The 15,644-nt window shown below is 49.7% G+C and carries 13 protein-coding genes and 3 pseudogenes; 13 read left to right on the top strand and 3 right to left on the bottom strand.

What is annotated here, in order from left to right; all coding sequences use genetic code 11:
* The first annotated feature begins 8 nt into the window (after positions 1-8).
* From AC58U0_RS35480 to AC58U0_RS35525, 10 genes are all read left to right on the top strand, one after another.
* The gene (locus tag AC58U0_RS35480) at positions 9-1,190 is read left to right on the top strand and encodes an NAD(P)/FAD-dependent oxidoreductase (RefSeq protein WP_497317181.1); all 1,182 of its coding nucleotides are present in this window, start codon (positions 9-11) and stop codon (positions 1,188-1,190) included.
* 99 nt (positions 1,191-1,289) lie between these two features.
* Positions 1,290-2,291 (top strand): proline racemase family protein, encoded by a 1,002-nt coding sequence (locus tag AC58U0_RS35485; protein ID WP_497317179.1) that lies wholly within the window; start codon positions 1,290-1,292, stop codon positions 2,289-2,291.
* Between the two features lie 131 nt (positions 2,292-2,422).
* Positions 2,423-3,295: a dihydrodipicolinate synthase family protein gene (locus tag AC58U0_RS35490; RefSeq protein ID WP_497383405.1), complete on the top strand. Its 873-nt coding sequence runs from the start codon at positions 2,423-2,425 to the stop codon at positions 3,293-3,295.
* Positions 3,296-3,301: 6 nt separating this feature from the next.
* The gene (locus AC58U0_RS35495) at positions 3,302-4,744 is read left to right on the top strand and encodes an aldehyde dehydrogenase family protein (RefSeq protein WP_497317175.1); all 1,443 of its coding nucleotides are present in this window, start codon (positions 3,302-3,304) and stop codon (positions 4,742-4,744) included.
* Positions 4,723-5,028: a (2Fe-2S)-binding protein gene (locus tag AC58U0_RS35500; protein ID WP_497317173.1), complete on the top strand. Its 306-nt coding sequence runs from the start codon at positions 4,723-4,725 to the stop codon at positions 5,026-5,028. The genes AC58U0_RS35495 and AC58U0_RS35500 overlap by 22 nt, the downstream gene beginning before the upstream one ends.
* A 2-nt stretch (positions 5,029-5,030) precedes the next feature.
* Positions 5,031-5,366 carry a (2Fe-2S)-binding protein gene (locus tag AC58U0_RS35505; protein WP_497383406.1) on the top strand — a complete coding sequence of 112 codons (336 nt, stop codon included), beginning with the start codon at positions 5,031-5,033 and terminating at the stop codon, positions 5,364-5,366.
* The gene (locus AC58U0_RS35510; protein WP_497383407.1) at positions 5,363-6,604 is read left to right on the top strand and encodes an NAD(P)/FAD-dependent oxidoreductase; all 1,242 of its coding nucleotides are present in this window, start codon (positions 5,363-5,365) and stop codon (positions 6,602-6,604) included. Before AC58U0_RS35505 ends, AC58U0_RS35510 begins: the two co-directional genes overlap by 4 nt.
* Before the next feature lie 31 nt (positions 6,605-6,635).
* Entirely contained in the window at positions 6,636-8,048 is a 1,413-nt protein-coding gene (locus AC58U0_RS35515; protein ID WP_497383408.1) for an NAD-dependent malic enzyme, read from the top strand.
* A 61-nt stretch (positions 8,049-8,109) separates the two neighbouring features.
* A complete protein-coding gene (locus AC58U0_RS35520; RefSeq protein ID WP_497383409.1) occupies positions 8,110-9,195 on the top strand; it encodes a M24 family metallopeptidase in 1,086 nt (361 codons plus the stop codon).
* 92 nt (positions 9,196-9,287) lie between these two features.
* Positions 9,288-11,588: a beta-L-arabinofuranosidase domain-containing protein gene (locus AC58U0_RS35525; RefSeq protein ID WP_497317165.1), complete on the top strand. Its 2,301-nt coding sequence runs from the start codon at positions 9,288-9,290 to the stop codon at positions 11,586-11,588.
* Between the two features lie 11 nt (positions 11,589-11,599).
* On the opposite strand, the pseudogene AC58U0_RS35530 reads toward AC58U0_RS35525, so the two are convergent.
* A pseudogene (locus tag AC58U0_RS35530) lies at positions 11,600-11,862 on the bottom strand (IS4 family transposase); the annotation flags it as partial.
* 339 nt (positions 11,863-12,201) lie between these two features.
* On the opposite strand from AC58U0_RS35530, the gene AC58U0_RS35535 reads away from it, so the two are divergent.
* Both AC58U0_RS35535 and AC58U0_RS35540 read left to right on the top strand, forming a co-directional pair.
* Entirely contained in the window at positions 12,202-12,579 is a 378-nt protein-coding gene (locus tag AC58U0_RS35535) for a TniQ family protein (RefSeq protein WP_497383410.1), read from the top strand.
* Between the two features lie 11 nt (positions 12,580-12,590).
* Positions 12,591-12,716: pseudogene (locus AC58U0_RS35540) on the top strand (sigma factor-like helix-turn-helix DNA-binding protein); the annotation flags it as partial.
* Between the two features lie 237 nt (positions 12,717-12,953).
* On the opposite strand, the gene AC58U0_RS35545 reads toward AC58U0_RS35540, so the two are convergent.
* Both AC58U0_RS35545 and AC58U0_RS35550 read right to left on the bottom strand, forming a co-directional pair.
* Entirely contained in the window at positions 12,954-13,598 is a 645-nt protein-coding gene (locus AC58U0_RS35545; RefSeq protein WP_497383411.1) for a peroxiredoxin-like family protein, read from the bottom strand.
* 240 nt (positions 13,599-13,838) lie between these two features.
* Positions 13,839-14,780, bottom strand: coding sequence for an LLM class oxidoreductase (locus AC58U0_RS35550; RefSeq protein ID WP_497383412.1), 942 nt, complete (start codon positions 14,778-14,780; stop codon positions 13,839-13,841).
* A 327-nt stretch (positions 14,781-15,107) separates the two neighbouring features.
* On the opposite strand from AC58U0_RS35550, the pseudogene AC58U0_RS35555 reads away from it, so the two are divergent.
* Positions 15,108-15,238, top strand: a pseudogene (locus AC58U0_RS35555) (sugar ABC transporter permease); the annotation flags it as partial.
* Between the last annotated feature and the right edge of the window lie 406 nt (positions 15,239-15,644).

Below are 15,644 nucleotides of genomic sequence, written 5' to 3' on the forward strand. Positions count from 1 at the left end.
TGTAGGCGATGAGGTCCGATTCGGCAGATGTTGTAATTATCGGGGGTGGGATCATTGGCATGGCGATTGCCTACTATACGGCAAAGCTTGGCATGGATGTTATCGTCGTCGAAAAGGGGGAAATCGCCGGGGGCACCTCGTCCAAATGCGACGGCAATATTTTGGCTATCGACAAGGACCCTGGCTTTGACAGCCGCATGTCGCTTAAATCGCAGGAATTGGTAGCAGAGCTGGTGCATGAGCTTGACGAGGAATTTGAATACCGCGCGCCGGGAAGCATTCTCGTGTGCGAGAGCGAGGAAGAGATGGCGGCTGCCGAGCAATGGGTGAAGCGCCAACAGGAAGCGGGGCTGCCCTTTCGCATGCTGGACAGGCAAGATTTGCGTGACGAGTGGCCGTATATGGCGACCGATCTGCATGGCGGTCTGGAATGCGCGACCGATTCTACGGTCAATCCGGTGCTATTGACGTATTCGCTCGCCGCCACAGCGCGTCGGCTAGGCGCTCGCATGTTGACGCATACGGCGGTAACGAATGTCCTTCGGGACGGAAGCGGGCGAGTGCAGGGCGTAGAAACGGACAGGGGCAACATTAAGGCCAAATCGGTCATTGTCGCTGCCGGCGTATGGTCCAAATCAATTGGGCATATGGTCGGAATCGACATCCCCATCGAACCGCGCAAAGGGCACATTCTCGTTGCGTCGCGAACGCCGAATATCGGCAAGCGCAAGGTGATGGAGTTCGGGTATTTGATCAGTAAATTCGGCGGCAAGCGGCAGGTGGATGAAGCTTACGAGAAGTTTGGCGTGGCCTTCGTGTTCGAGCCAACGGCATCGCAAAATTTTCTGATCGGGAGCAGCCGTCAATTCGTAGGCATGGAACCGCGTGTCGATCAGGAGGTCATTCGCTTGGTTGCGAAGCGGGCGATCCGTTTTTTTCCGGTCATTGCGCAAATTCCGATGTTGCGCACGTATGCCGGACTGCGTCCGTGGACGCCGGATCATTTGCCGATTGTTTCGGAGATCGACGAGGTTCCCGGCCTGTATGTGGCAGCCGGGCATGAAGGAGACGGCATCAGCCTGGCCGCCGTAACGGGCAAGCTAGTCAGCGAGATGCTGAGCGGTACGGCAACCTGCATCCCGACGGAGCCGCTGCGCTACGACCGTTTTACGCAAAGCCGAACCTCCTGAACAGGAGAGGCGGAATGATAATGGGATCAAGCGTTCGTTATTATATGAAAATTTATCTATAATTAAGATAAAATAGTTAAAACCGCAAGGAGGACCCTCATGAAACTGTCCAAGATCGTAACGACCATAGATACCCATACGGGCGGCAATCCGACTCGCACGGTGACGAGCGGAGCTCCTAAGCTTTACGGCAGTACAATGTCGGAGAAGATGGTGTACATGTCAGAGAGGCATGACGATTTTCGCCGGGCCCTTATGTTCGAGCCGCGCGGTCACGAGGTGATGTCCGGGTGCATCCTGACAGAGCCGTGCGATCCGACGGCCGATATCGGCGTCGTGTTTATAGAGACCGGCGGCTATTTGCCGATGTGCGGCCACGATACGATAGGCGTCTGCACCGCATTGATTGAAAGCGGCATGTTCCCTGAGGATACTAAGCTGCTACGGCTTGACACGCCGGCGGGCCTGGTGGAAGCGAAGCTGGACATTGAGAACGGCAAGGTGAAGCTGGTGACGTTTACAAACATTCCTTCCTTCTTATATAAGGAGGACGTTCGGGTTCATATTGACGGTCTGGGCGAAGTGAAGCTGGACATTGCGTATGGCGGCAACTTTTACGGCCTCGTCGATGCCCGTTCTGTCGGCCTTTCCTTGCAGCCCGAATACGCAGCTAGTATCGTTAGCACCGCCATCCGCATCCGCGAAGCCGTGAATGCCAGCATCGAAGTGATTCATCCGGAAAATCCGGTTATTCGCGGAATGACGCATGTGGAGTTTTTTGAAGATCCGCAGTCGCCGGAAGTCGACTGCCGTAATGCGGTCGTCATTCCGCCCGGCGGCATCGACCGCTCGCCTTGCGGTACGGGGACTTCCGCCAAAGTCGCGACATTGTACGCGAAGGGGCAATTGGAGCTGAACGAAGAGTTCGTTCATGAAAGCATTACAGGCTCGCTGTTCTATGCCAAGGTGCTGCGGGAAGTTCAGGCAGGCAGCCTGCCTGCGGTTATTACGCAAATCGCCGGTTCGGCCTGGGTGACAGGGCTGCATCATTTTGTTTTCGATCCGTCCGATCCGCTCATACAGGGATTTCTGTTACAGTAACGAACGGTTTCGTGAAAGGGGTGATGCCGTGCCGAGATGACAGGTACGACGGCTGATACAGGAAACGATATAGACAGAAAGCGACTTATACGAATTACAACGACAATTGACAGGAGAGGGGAAAAAAGAAAATGGCTAGATTTGAAGGGATATATACGGCGATTTTAACGCCTTTTACAGGCACGTTAGAGGTGGATTACGGACGATTGGAGGAGCATGTTGCCTGGTTGATTGAACAGGGAGTTCAAGGTATTATTCCAACCGGATCACTTGGCGAATATGCTTCCATGACCGAACAAGAACGGGCCAAAGTGGTAGAAACTGTGGCGAAGGTAACCGCTGGCAAGGTCGATCTTGTCGTGGGCAGCGCATCGCCGTCCACAAAGCAAGCTGTAAAATGGGTGCAGCATGCCAAAGACCACGGAGCCGCAGGCGTGATGGCCTTGCCGCCGATCAATTATCGCCCAAGAAAAAGCGAAATTATCGCCCATTACGAAGCGCTTTCCAGTGTTGGGCTGCCGATTATTGCGTACAACAATCCGTTTGATACGGCTGTTGACCTGACGCCTGACCTCCTCGCCGAACTGGCGCAAATCGAGCAAGTTGTTGCCGTCAAGGAGTTTTCCGCGGACGTTCGCCGCATTCCGGAAATTTTGGAGAAATGCAATTTGGAAGTGCTGGTCGGTCTTGACGATATGCTGTACGAAGGCGTTTTGGCCGGAGGCACAGGCTGGATTGGCGGCCTTTCCAATACATTCCCGAAAGAATGCGCTGAGCTGTACAGCCTCTCCCGCACCGGCAAATTAACGGAAGCTTTCGCTTTGTATCAAAAGCTGCTTCCGCTTTTCCGCTACGATTCCAAACCGATTCTGGTGCAGGCGATCAAATATACGATGGATTTGGCCGGAATGCCGATGGGAGGCACACGCCCGCCGCGCTTGCCGCTCACTGAGGAAGAATACCGCGAGATTGAAGCGGCTTACAAATTGGCCGCAGGAAAGTAGGAGGATATGATGAAGAACAGTCAAAACTGGATTGGCGGGGAATGGATGACGCCGCGCAACGGCGAAACAGTCATTCATAGTCCTTCAAATGTACAGGAAAAAGTCGGCGTTCTTTACTTATCCGATGCCTCGAACGTGGTGCAGGCAGGACAGGCGGCGCAAGCTGCCTTTCCCGCTTGGGCGCGTCTGACAGGAGCGGGAAGAGCGGATTATTTGTACCGAATGGCTGAAGCATTGAAAGCGCGTTTGACCGAGGTGGCGACGCTGGCCAGTACAGAAATGGGCAAGCCGATCACGGAGATGCGGGGAGAAGTGATGCGGGCCGTCAACCTGCTGAATTACTACGCAGCCGAAGGCGTCCGTCCGAACGGCAGCGTGATTCCGTCCAGCGAAACGCAAGTGGTGCAGTACACGAAGCGGGTGCCGCTAGGCGTCGTCGGCATTGTAACGCCCTGGAATTTTCCGGTTGCTATTCCTATCTGGAAAATTGCTCCAGCGCTTATTTGCGGCAACACAATCGTCTGGAAGCCTGCCGAATTCGCTTCACTGACGGCAACGCTGATCACGGAAGTTTTTGCTTCCATCGGACTTCCGGCAGGGGTGCTGAACCTTGTTATCGGCAGCGGCCGACAGCTTGGGGGCGTGCTGCTGGAGCAGGCCGGAATCAACGCTTTCAGCTTTACAGGCTCTACTTCTACAGGCTTGCAGGTAGCCGAAACGTGCGCCCGCAATAACATTAAGTACCAGACGGAGATGGGCGGCAAAAATGCGGCTATCGTGTTGAATGACGCTGATCTGGAAAAAACAATCCCGATGATCCTCAGCGGAGCGTTTCGCTCGGCGGGGCAGAAATGTACGGCAACAAGCCGGGTCATCGTGGAGAAAGGGATCTACGAACCGTTTATCCGAGCGCTACAAAAGGGTGTAACTTCCATCCGGCAGTCAACGGCCCTTGATCCCACGGCTTATCTCGGACCCGTGGCGTCGAACAGCCAATATAAGACAGTGATGTCCTATGCCAAGCTCGCACGCGAGCAGGCGCAAATTGTCGCCGAAGGCCCCGATTTGGCAGATTCGGTTGAAGGCTACTTCGTCAAGCCGCTTGTAGCTGCTGGTGTGGACGCGGATCATCCGCTGATTCAGGAGGAAATATTCGGACCGGTCGTCACCCTGCTTCAGGCGAGCGACTTTGATGAAGCGATTGCGCTGTGCAACCGTACCGTGTTCGGTCTTAGCGCTTCGTTATTTACACAAAATCTGTCCAAGGCGCACCGCTTTCTGGATGAGGCGCAAGCCGGGATGGTGCGCGTCAATCAGGAAACTGCCGGAGTTGAATATCAGGCGCCGTTCGGCGGCATGAAGCTTTCCAGCTCTCATACACGCGAGCAGGGCCAGGCGGCTCTCGATTTTTATACAGAAACCAAAACTTGCGCAGTCAGCTACGCTTAAGAGAGGGATGTCCAATGGAACGAGCAGATACCTTGATTTGCCGTTGCGAGGAAGTGACGTTCGATCAGCTTGAGCAGGCTTATCATACGGGCTGTTCCACCTCGCGCCAATTGAAAATGAAAACGCGCGCGACGATGGGGGCCTGCCAAGGTAGGGTGTGCAGGTACCTCATCGAAGCGTGGCTGCAAGACAAACATCCCGGCGCTGTGCGCGACGCAGAACTGCTATCCTGCCGTCCGCCGATCCGTCCGGTTACATTCGGCCAACTGACAGAAGGTGAATAACGATGGAATCTATGCGCATTGAACAACATCCGATTCTGGGCAGAAAGGCCCCCCATGAAATCGTTGACTATACGTTTAACGGGAAGCCGATGACCGGCCGCAGTGGAGAACCCGTTGCCGCCGCCCTGCTTGCGGCAGGCATCCGCACGTTGCGCAGACATGAAGAATCCGGGAACCCCCGTGGTCTGTACTGCGCAATTGGCCATTGCATGGAGTGCAGAGTCCATATTGCGGACAAAGGCATCGTTCGGGCATGTTTGACGCCTTTGGAGCCTGGCATGAGCATCAGGGAAGGGCAGCAATTGCCCAATGAAATAACCAGGAGGGAATTGCCATGAGCTTCAAACGGCAGCAGTCCGATCTGATCATCGTCGGTGCAGGTCCGGCAGGCTTGTCAGCAGCGGCGGGCGCAGCGGAAATAGGCTTGCAGGTGATGATTGTCGATGAATTTCCGCAGCCCGGCGGCCGGATGCCTGGGCAATTTCACGAGGAACATGGGTCTTGGTGGGTCGGCAAGCATATCGCCGAGGAGCTTATCCAGCGAAATCGCAAGCTCGGCGTCGATATCCAGTGCGGCGCATCCGTTTACGACATGCGCAGAGTTGGGAACCGCTGGGAAATATCGACATCGGTCGGCGTTTTTGTCGCCCCTTATGCGCTTTTGGCGACAGGAGCAGCAGAATTGCCGCTGCCAGTAGAAGGCTGGACGTTGCCTGGCGTCATGTCAATCGGCGCCGCCCAGGTGCTGACCAATGTCCATTACGTCAAACCGGGCAGACGGGGAATCATTGTCGGCGTCAATGTGCTGGCGATGGCCATTGCCAGAGAGCTTGCGGTGAGCGGCGTTGAACTGGCCGGCATCGTGCTGCCGCCGGGCGGCTCGACTGCGGGAAAAGCGGCGGTGCCGCGGAACAATCTGGAAACGTTAATGGGGTTGTCCCATCTGGCTCCTTCCCCGCTGCTACGCAGCGGCGGCAAATTGGCCAAAGCGATGGGACTGACAGGCCTGATCACGAGCCTGTTCCCACAGCGCGGAATCAAAATATGGGATATTCCGCTCAGGCTGCGCACCGCCGTCTGTTCAATCAACGGCAAGGATCGGGTCGAATCGGTTACGCTTGCTAGCGTAACTGGCGCCGGCGAGCTTGTGGCAGGATCGGAGCGCGAGGAGCCCGTCGACTTCGTGGCGATTGCCGGCGGTCTGTATCCGCTGGCTGAACTTGCGGCAGTAGCGGGTTGCCCTTTCCTTTATGTTCAGGAGCTTGGCGGGCACATTCCCCTACACAGCGAGCGCATGCAAACGACGCTGGCCGGGCTGTATGTGGCCGGCAACATCACGGGAGTCGAAAGCGCGCTCGTTTCGATGGCGCAGGGCAGGCTAGCCGCCGCATCGATCTGCTGCGATTCCGGGATTTTGGGCAGCAGGGGCGAAGAAAAGGTTCATCAGGCTCTGGAAGAGGTGCGGCAGGTTCGCTCAGAGGCGCTGATTCAATTTCAGCCGGGCATCCCGGAGGCGCGGCGCAGCTTGTACCGCAAATGGCAGGGAACGATGGAAGCTGAGGTGCAAAGGAAATGAGGGTTATAAGGGAAGCAGCACAAATATCATTTTGCGTCTGGAGACCGATCAAGCCAAGACATCTTTCGGGCAAATCGCGACAGCGATTGGCGAAGCGGGAGGAGATATCGTAGCCGTCGATGTTAGCCGGGCGGGCAAGCAGACGACCTTTCACGACATTACGATAACGACGGAGCCGGCTCTTGCCGAACATATCGTTCAGTGCCTAGAAGGGCTTTCAGGCGTCAAGGTCATCAATGTCTCCGACCAAACGATGCTGCTCCATCTCGGAGGGAAAATTGAAGTAGCCTCCAAAATGAAGATCAAAAACCGCGATGACTTGTCGCGGGTCTACACGCCAGGCGTAGCGAGAGTTTGCCTGGCGATTCAGGAAAGACCGTCGCGGGCCTACTCGCTCACGATCAAGAGAAATACTATCGCCGTCGTTTCAGACGGCTCTGCCGTGCTTGGGCTAGGCAACATCGGGCCGCTGGCCGCAATGCCCGTCATGGAAGGCAAAGCGATGCTGTTCAAGCAACTTGCCAACGTTGACGCTTTTCCCATTTGCCTGGATACACAAGACACGGAAGAAATAATCCAAAGCATCAAACGCATGGCTCCGACTTTCGGGGGCATTAATCTGGAAGACATATCCTCGCCGCGCTGTTTTGAAATTGAACGGCGATTGATCGAGGAATTGGACATTCCTGTTTTTCATGACGATCAGCATGGCACCGCCGTCGTGATGCTGGCGGGCCTGTACAATGCGACGAAGCTTGTCGGCAAACGGCTTGAAGCATGCAAAATCGTCATTTGCGGAGTCGGGGCGGCGAGTCACGCCTGTACGAAAATATTGCTTGCGGCAGGAGCAAAGCGCATCATCGGCGTTGATCGCTGCGGGGCCTTGGTGCGGGGGCAGCACTACGAGAACGAAGCTTGGGCCTGGTACGCAGAGCATACGAATCCTGATATGGAGACGGGAATGTTGTCTGATGTGATCCGTGATGCTGATGTTTTTATCGGGGTTTCCGGTCCCGGCTTATTGAAGGCGGGGGATGTGCGTAAAATGTCCGCCGACCCGATTGTGTTCGCCATGGCTAATCCCGAACCGGAAATTAGTCCTGACGAAGTAGAAGGAATCGTTCGCGTAATGGCGACCGGGCGTTCCGACTATCCTAATCAGATTAATAATGTATTATGCTTTCCGGGTATGTTTCGCGGGGTACTGGATTGCCGCGCTACGAAGGTTACCGAACTTATGAAACTCGCTGCAGCAAAAGCCATCGCGTCGGTGGTCGACGAAGAGGAATTGAACGAGCAATATATTATACCGAGTGTGTTTAACCGTAATGTAGTCGAGCAGGTGCGTAAGGCGGTCATTCAAGCTGCTTACGAATCCAATGTGGCGCGCCGCCGCGAAGTTCCTGGAGACGATCCGGACCAGACTCGCGAAACGGCAGAATAAGCCCTGTTGGCTAAGGCCGATCAGGCGATTGGAAATATTGCGAATATGGATGGTGGAAGGAATGAACGCAAGGATCCAAAAGCTGTATACGAGCATGGAAACCATGAATTTGGACGCTGTGTTCGTTACGCTTCCCAAAAGTGTGTATTATTTGACCGGCTTTGCGACCGAGCCGCATGAGCGCTTTCTCGGGCTGATTTTGCCGAAGGACGAGGAACCGTTTCTGATCGTTCCAGAACTGGATGTCGAAGCGGCTAGGCAGGCTTCACAGGTGACGCGGATTTTTGGCTACTCCGATACGAAAGATCCTTATATAGTGCTGAAAAGTCATGTGGGTCATGCGCTCAAGAGAGTCGGGATCGAAAAGAGCCATCTCTCCGTCCGTCGTTACGAGGAATTGACGCAATCGCTCGGCATTGAGCAGTATGTCGACGTAGAAGAGACACTGTGCCGGATGCGGGCAATCAAATCTCCTGAAGAAGTCGCGCGCATGAAGGAAGCGGTTCGACTTGCCGAAGAAATGCTGCGCGTTGGCATCAGCAAGGTTGCGGTGGGTATGAAGGAAATCGAGATTGCCGCAGAAATTGAATATGCCATGAAGCGGTCGGGGGTAAGTCCTGCGTTCTCTACGACGGTTCTCACCGGCGAAAAATCGGCGCTGCCACACGGAGCTACCGGCAACCGCAAAATCGCACGCGGCGATTTGCTTTTGTTCGACATGGGCGTTTGCGTCGATGGTTACTTATCCGATATGACGCGCACGTTCGCCGTCGGTGATATTGATAGCAAGAAGGCAGAAATCTACGAAACCGTGCTGCAGGCCAATTTGCTGGTGATTGAGGCGATTCGTCCCAATGTCATCATGGCCGATGTAGATCGCACGGCGCGAGAATACATTACCGCCGTAGGCTATGGCCCTTATTTTATGCATCGCTTAGGTCACGGGCTTGGCATTGAAATCCACGAATATCCGTCGCTTCACGGGGATAATCAGGACCAACTGCTTGAAGGCATGGTTGTGACCATCGAGCCAGGCATCTACGTGCCGGATGTCGGCGGGGTTCGCATAGAGGATGACGTACTCGTCACTTCGACGGGCGTCGAGGTGCTTAATGCCTTTGAGAAAACATTGACGATTATCGGTTAAGCAAGGCAACCGCAAGAAAACGGGAAGTCACAGCAGCAAATTTTTCAGAACAGAGTGAGGAATGGAGCCACGTACAAAGAGGAGGACCGTAGATGGAGATCAAAGAGAACGCCGTTAATTCGGCAAGCGCGAAAGATAAAACAGAATTGGACGGCAATGCGATCTATTTGGGGAATTTAAATACAGTAGAGGCCGATTTGAATCTACCGCTTATGGGTAAATACGGATCTTCAATCCACTGGGAATCGAAGGAGCTTTTTATAAGCCATACAGGTAAGGTAACAAGACCTACCTATGGAGTTGGTAATCGGAGAGTTACTCTTATTGCAACGGTGACTTGTGAAGGAGAGGTGACCCAAAAGACATTTGTAGCAACGGTTCTCCAAGAAGAATATAAAGCAAATATTATTTCGGCAAATCCAATATTAGTGCGGTCAAAGACAGGGGAACGACCAGAATTGCCGACAGTCGTTATCGTAAAAAATGATACCGGAAGTCATACGGTAAGCAACGTTTTCTGGGACCCAGTTAAACAGGAGGCTTACCAGCAAAAAGGATTCTTTTCGATCCATGGTAAGTTGGAAGGAAGCCATTTAAAGGCCGTGGCCAATATTCAAATATGCGATAATTTTGAGGAAATAGTCGATCATACCAAGCGGTTGAAAGAATTTAAAGGACATAGTGTAAGTCTGGAGAAGGAGAGTGAATTTGGAGCGGCTATGAACCGTTTTCTGCAGTATGTACAGTCAGTGGACGATGATCAGATGCTATATAATTTCAGAGCGGCGGCTACCGGTGACACCAAAGGAGCACAGCCGATGACGGGGTGGGATGCTCCGGAATGCAATCTGAAGGGGCACACAACAGGACACTATCTCTCCTCTTTGGCACTTGCTTATAATGCTACGGGTGATTTTGTTCTGCTGAGGAAAATCCAATACATGGTTGAAGAATTGGGCGAATGCCAGAAAGCTATGTCTGAAAAGGCGGGATATAGCCAGGGCTTCCTGAGCGCGTATTCGGAAGAACAGTTCGATCTGCTGGAGCAGTACACGACTTATCCGGAAATATGGGCTCCTTACTATACGCTGCATAAAATTATGGCCGGTCTGTTGGATTGTTATCAGCTTGCAGGACAGCAAAAAGCCTTGGATATTTGCGATAAGTTGGGCAATTGGGTACACAACCGACTAAGCAGGCTTCTGAAGGAACAGCTGCATAAAATGTGGTCATTGTACATTGCCGGGGAATATGGAGGTATGAATGAGGTTTTGGCCAAGTTATATGAAATCACAGGCAATAAAAATCATCTGATAGCGGCGAAATATTTTGACAATGAAAAACTCTTCTTCCCGATGAAAGAGGATGTAGATACTCTAGGGAATATGCATGCCAACCAGCACATCCCGCAAATTATTGGAGCGTTAAAGCTGTTTGAGGTTGAGGGTGACAAGAAATATTATAAGATCGCAGAGAACTTTTGGACTATGGTGACACAAAGTCATATTTATCAAATTGGCGGTACCGGGGAGACGGAAATGTTTAAAGAGCCCAACGCCATTGCAAGATTTCTTACCGATAAGACTGCGGAAACCTGTGCTAGCTATAATATGCTGAAATTGACCAAAGAACTTTTTCAGTTTAACCCGCGTAAAGCGTATATGGATTATTATGAGAATGCACTCTATAACCATATTCTTGCCACAGAGAACAGAAAAACAGCAGAAGGTGGCACCACCTACTTTATGCCAATGGCGCCTGGATCTGTTAAGAAATTTGATACTCATGAAAATACCTGTTGTCATGGAACTGGCCTGGAAAATCATTTTAAATATCAAGAAGGCGTCTATTTTCATGATGAAGACAGATTGTATGTAAATTTGTATATTCCCTCTCAATTGAATTGGAGCGAGAAGGAGCTCATCTTGATTCAGAAACGGGATCAGAACGGTTTGGGGACAGTCAAATTCTATCTAGATGGCGGCCCTGAAACTACCATTATGTTCAGAATTCCTAATTGGTTATCAGAGCCAATTGAAGTAAAGGTAAACGGAGAGATCTACAGCAATCTTGAGTATGAGCACGGATATTTAAAGCTGTGCAGAGCGTGGAAGAAGGATGAAATCGAACTGACGATGCCCTACTCAATGAGATTGACGGGCATATCCGATAACGAAACCATTAAAAGTCTTACTTATGGACCATACGTTTTGGTGGCAATAAGCGAGGAAAGGGATTATATATCCTGGACATACAGTGAAAAAGAGTTTCTGGAACAAATAATTCAACAAAAGGAGAGCCCTTTGACGTTTGTTTTGGATGGAATAAAGTTTGTTCCATTGTATCAAGTACAAGATGAACGCTATCATACGTATTTTAAGATTACCCAATGATTTCCTCCATATTCTGGAGTCCAACGCATGCCATATATTCGCACGATTTCGTCTTCACTTATGGTCAAGTCCGTGCTGATAAGCGCTTGTTACGATTTTGAACAAACACGAACTTAACCGGTAATCCGCAAGAGGTTTCGGCGATGACGGATCCCAGAATTTCAGTTGGCTTACCCTTTGAAATTGTTGCGTACAACTCTTCTAAGGTCATTAGTTTGCCGTTTAAGCGATAGCGTTGCTTCAATTCTTTGACCATACCAATGACAGGTACTCCCCGAGTGAGAACAAAAGTTGAAACACAGAGGGTGTTTTTCTGTCAATTAATCCTTGCAGCCATAAGGCTTAACTAGTTTTTAGAAGGTGCGAAATTTGAGTTTGTTATAAATCAACAGTGCTTATTTTTTTATTTTTTAATTGCCTCTTTCGTTAACGTTAGTTCAATAAAACAGCGACAGTCTAGGACTTATTTTCTCGTTCATGGCTGCCGCTGTTTCGTTTTTTTGGTCAGTCTATTACTTAGTTTACATAGTCTGGCAGAAATTACCACCTTAACATAGATTAAATACTAAATTATAAGTGAATAATGTTTGGAAAAAAGTGAAGGAGGTTCCCGTTGCAGCAAAATCAACTTTTAATAGCTCCAAAACCAAAATTAAATGAGAGTCTAAGAGGGTTTGTCCGAAGAGCTACCGAGGAGAACCACTATAATGAAACAATGTGGATTTATAAACTTGCAGGATGGAAGTTCTACAATAAAACATTGAATTTAATATTTCCTAGTCAAGCTATTGATTTTTTTATTCCTAATGAAGTATTTCGACTTGAGGGTGAAGAATTAAAAAAAATGATACTTGGATTTAGGATATCTGAAAATTATTTCGAATTACCAGATAACATGCAGTTTTTGTTTAGGCAGTTTGGATCGAGTTTAACGAGACCTCGGATCTGTCCATTATGTCTAGATGAGAGAAATACTCATAGTTTATTGTGAGAGCTTTCTTGGGCGGAGAAGAGCTGATGCAGCGGGAAATAGCGAAAGAGCTGGGTATCTCGCGCTCGTACGTGTTGCAGATCGAGAAGACGGCGCTGATGAAGCTGTACCATGAGTTTTATAAGGCGAAGAAATGATGGGTCAAATTTGAACTAAAAGAACACGATATAAACGCCACCACCACTTTAGAAAAGCAGTGGTGGCGTTTAATGCGATCCGTTATTACAAGGAAGCTTGATTCTTTAAAGATAAGCTAAAACTGTAAGTTTGAAGGAATAGGTTGAGGGGGAACCGCAAGTGAAGGAAATTATTGAATAGATTAAAGCATTATTTCAATGAAATAGCCAAGATTTTCTTCATCTATTTCGCTTCCCTTAGAACTTCTTAAGTTGATCAATGATTTCCTCAGGCCCCAGCCGCTTCATAAAGTCGGGATTGACATATGCATGGCGGATAATGCCTTCTTTATCGATAATATACGTCGCCGGAACCGGTAGAATCCAACGATCGGTCGCATTGAACGCAGAGAGATCAAGACCGAAATTGTTGATAAAGACAGTTTTAAGATAATCGGGCACCTCATAGAGGACGTTGTAGCTTTCCGCTACTTGGCCGTCCGGATCGCTTATTACTTGGAAGGCGAGCTCTTCCTTCTCCTTTTGGGACAGCGAGTTGTCGGGACTTTGCGGCGTGACGGCGATTAATTGACCGCCGAGTTTCTCAATCTCCGGCAGCAATTGTTGATAAGCCCGAAGCTGGATATTACAGTACGGACACCAGCTGCCGCGGTAGAAGGTTAGAACGACCGGACCTTTCGCAAGCTCGTCATACAGGCTTACTTGCTCGCCAAGCGGATTTGTCAGCGTGAAATTCGGAGCTTTATTGCCTTCCTTCAAGCCGAAAATGATGTCCGATTCAAGCTGCTCTTTCATGTGACGAAAAACCCCCGCTTGCATCTCCTCTGTTGCATTTGCGATAAATACCTCCTTCGCTTGCTCTAATTCGGCTATAATTGACATCTGAACGCACTCCTCTATGTTAAATTGGATTGATCTATCCATTTTATTGACCAGAATCATCATATCGTTATAACCGTTAACTCGGAACGGGCATCGAAAGCAGGTTTGAAAATCGGTGATGAGGATCGAATGATGCAGCCGGAAGAGGCGCGGAGTTGATTCTGTTAACCCTAAAATTACTACAGCGCGTGTTCGTGAAAACCGCGGGGCGGGGATTTGGACAACCCCCTCAATAGAAAGCTATTCATGCGGAGGGAAGTCAGGCAACACCTCTTCGCCCAATTCCTGAACGACTTCATGGGCAGGTCTTTGACCATAGTATAAGAAAAACATTAAATGGTTGACTCCCACAGTCTTATAAAGATTTAACAATTCGACGAGGTTCTTGCTTCCGATTCTATAGCCTTTTGTTATGGGTCTCGGAGGTTCATTCGGGTCTTCGGCCAAGTCTAAATACATTGGCTGAGTAAACGGTTTAAAAACGCCAGGATGATGAATCTCCACCAACTCTCTCCAAACGTTAATCGAATTCTTTTGTTCGAAAGGGCTACGCGGATAATAGATCCAACCATCGCCGTGTTCTGCGTTCCATTCCAAGCTCTGCTGGGATTGGCCCGTAATTAATGTCGGAATTCGTTTTGTCGGTTTAGGTACAAGATTCGCACCGAATAAAAGATCCGGCGGATATTTCTCGTATAAAACCCTTTTTATTAAATGAAACGCCTCGACGAATGCTTCTCCTCGTCCGACATCAGAAATATTTAAGCCCATAAAATCTGCTCCACGGTCTCCAGAAGATACGCCAAAAATAAGGCGATCGGGAAACAATCGATCGATAGAAGCGATTTCTTTCGCTACACGCAAAGGATGTCTTAACGGCAATACGGCCGCGGCAGTGCCTAATCCAATCTTTTTCGTTTGAGTAGCGATATATGTCAAGTAAACCATCATGTCGAAAATTTGTCCAACTGCAGGGTCGCCGAAACCGGGATCCTCTAACAGCACATCGCGAAACCACAGTGCGGAGAATCCGTAGTTTTCCGCCTTTTGCGCCAATTCCACTTGATTTTCCATCGTTGGTGTCTGGGTACGGAAATTTTCAATTGGGACAAACAGGCCCAACGTCAATTCGCCTTCTTTGTAGATCCGATTGTAGCCTTTGTGATTATCGAATGGATTCATTTTATTCACCTTCAATAACATTTTTGGTTGTCGAAGTCGTGTGTAGCATTGCCGTCTATTCATGAATTTATTACGAGCATTAGATTTAACAGTATAAATCAGCTGTTTTAATAACCCAAATATACTCAAATTTTTTGCTAGAAAATAATCCGAAAATGAAAAAAATGTAATCAATAATCGAAAACGCGTAAGAGAGAAATGAGCAGATGACTGATGTAAAGAGGATTTGTGGGTTGCGATATCGGGTAACGAAAGAGCGCCAGCATGGAGACGATGACTCCTACGTACTCGATAATGGAGATCAAAACAAAAATAAAGGCTGTCATTCCATCCGGGGCGTCCAAATGGCAAATCATGATGCGCATTACATTCCGTATATCAAGGATACGATCACAACGAATATGATGTCCGTGACCTTGCAGACGTTAGGCGTTTTCGGCCTGATCTATGCGATGACCTTTCTGATTTAGGTGAATTTACCTCCGTTTTGTGTACCTAAATTGGTTCATGCGTTGTTAAGCTCCCTCGATATGATTTAATTTTCTCACGAAAGCTCGTGAATTCGCAGGATTTCATCCCATTTAGAATAGGTTGACGAATGAAAAGAGTAAGGATTGCTAGGCTAATCTGTTAGAAGGCGTGCGGGAACAGAGGTGGAAGTAGCCTCACCCAAATTGTTCCAAATGCTGCACGTATTCTCCACGTAGCCCTTAGTGATTGTCGCTCCCATGTCGGGGCGGGTCAAAGCCCTTTCATTCCTCCCTCAGAATGATTAGATTTTCTTACGTATGCTCGCTTGTTCGCAGGATTTCACATCCCATAAAAGTGGTGAACGATAGAATCAGATAGTGGTGGGAGTCCCTT

This window comes from Paenibacillus sp. J31P190 (genome assembly GCF_059692075.1).

Coding starts and splice junctions, on each gene's coding strand:
- AC58U0_RS35545 (WP_497383411.1), bottom strand. CDS start 13,598: ATGTCAATTATAGCCGAATTAGAGCAAGCGAAGGAGGTATTTATCGCA.
- AC58U0_RS35485 (WP_497317179.1), top strand. CDS start 1,290: ATGAAACTGTCCAAGATCGTAACGACCATAGATACCCATACGGGCGGC.
- AC58U0_RS35490 (WP_497383405.1), top strand. CDS start 2,423: ATGGCTAGATTTGAAGGGATATATACGGCGATTTTAACGCCTTTTACA.
- AC58U0_RS35505 (WP_497383406.1), top strand. CDS start 5,031: ATGGAATCTATGCGCATTGAACAACATCCGATTCTGGGCAGAAAGGCC.
- AC58U0_RS35525 (WP_497317165.1), top strand. CDS start 9,288: ATGGAGATCAAAGAGAACGCCGTTAATTCGGCAAGCGCGAAAGATAAA.
- AC58U0_RS35495 (WP_497317175.1), top strand. CDS start 3,302: ATGATGAAGAACAGTCAAAACTGGATTGGCGGGGAATGGATGACGCCG.
- AC58U0_RS35550 (WP_497383412.1), bottom strand. CDS start 14,780: ATGAATCCATTCGATAATCACAAAGGCTACAATCGGATCTACAAAGAA.
- AC58U0_RS35480 (WP_497317181.1), top strand. CDS start 9: ATGAGGTCCGATTCGGCAGATGTTGTAATTATCGGGGGTGGGATCATT.
- AC58U0_RS35520 (WP_497383409.1), top strand. CDS start 8,110: ATGAACGCAAGGATCCAAAAGCTGTATACGAGCATGGAAACCATGAAT.
- AC58U0_RS35510 (WP_497383407.1), top strand. CDS start 5,363: ATGAGCTTCAAACGGCAGCAGTCCGATCTGATCATCGTCGGTGCAGGT.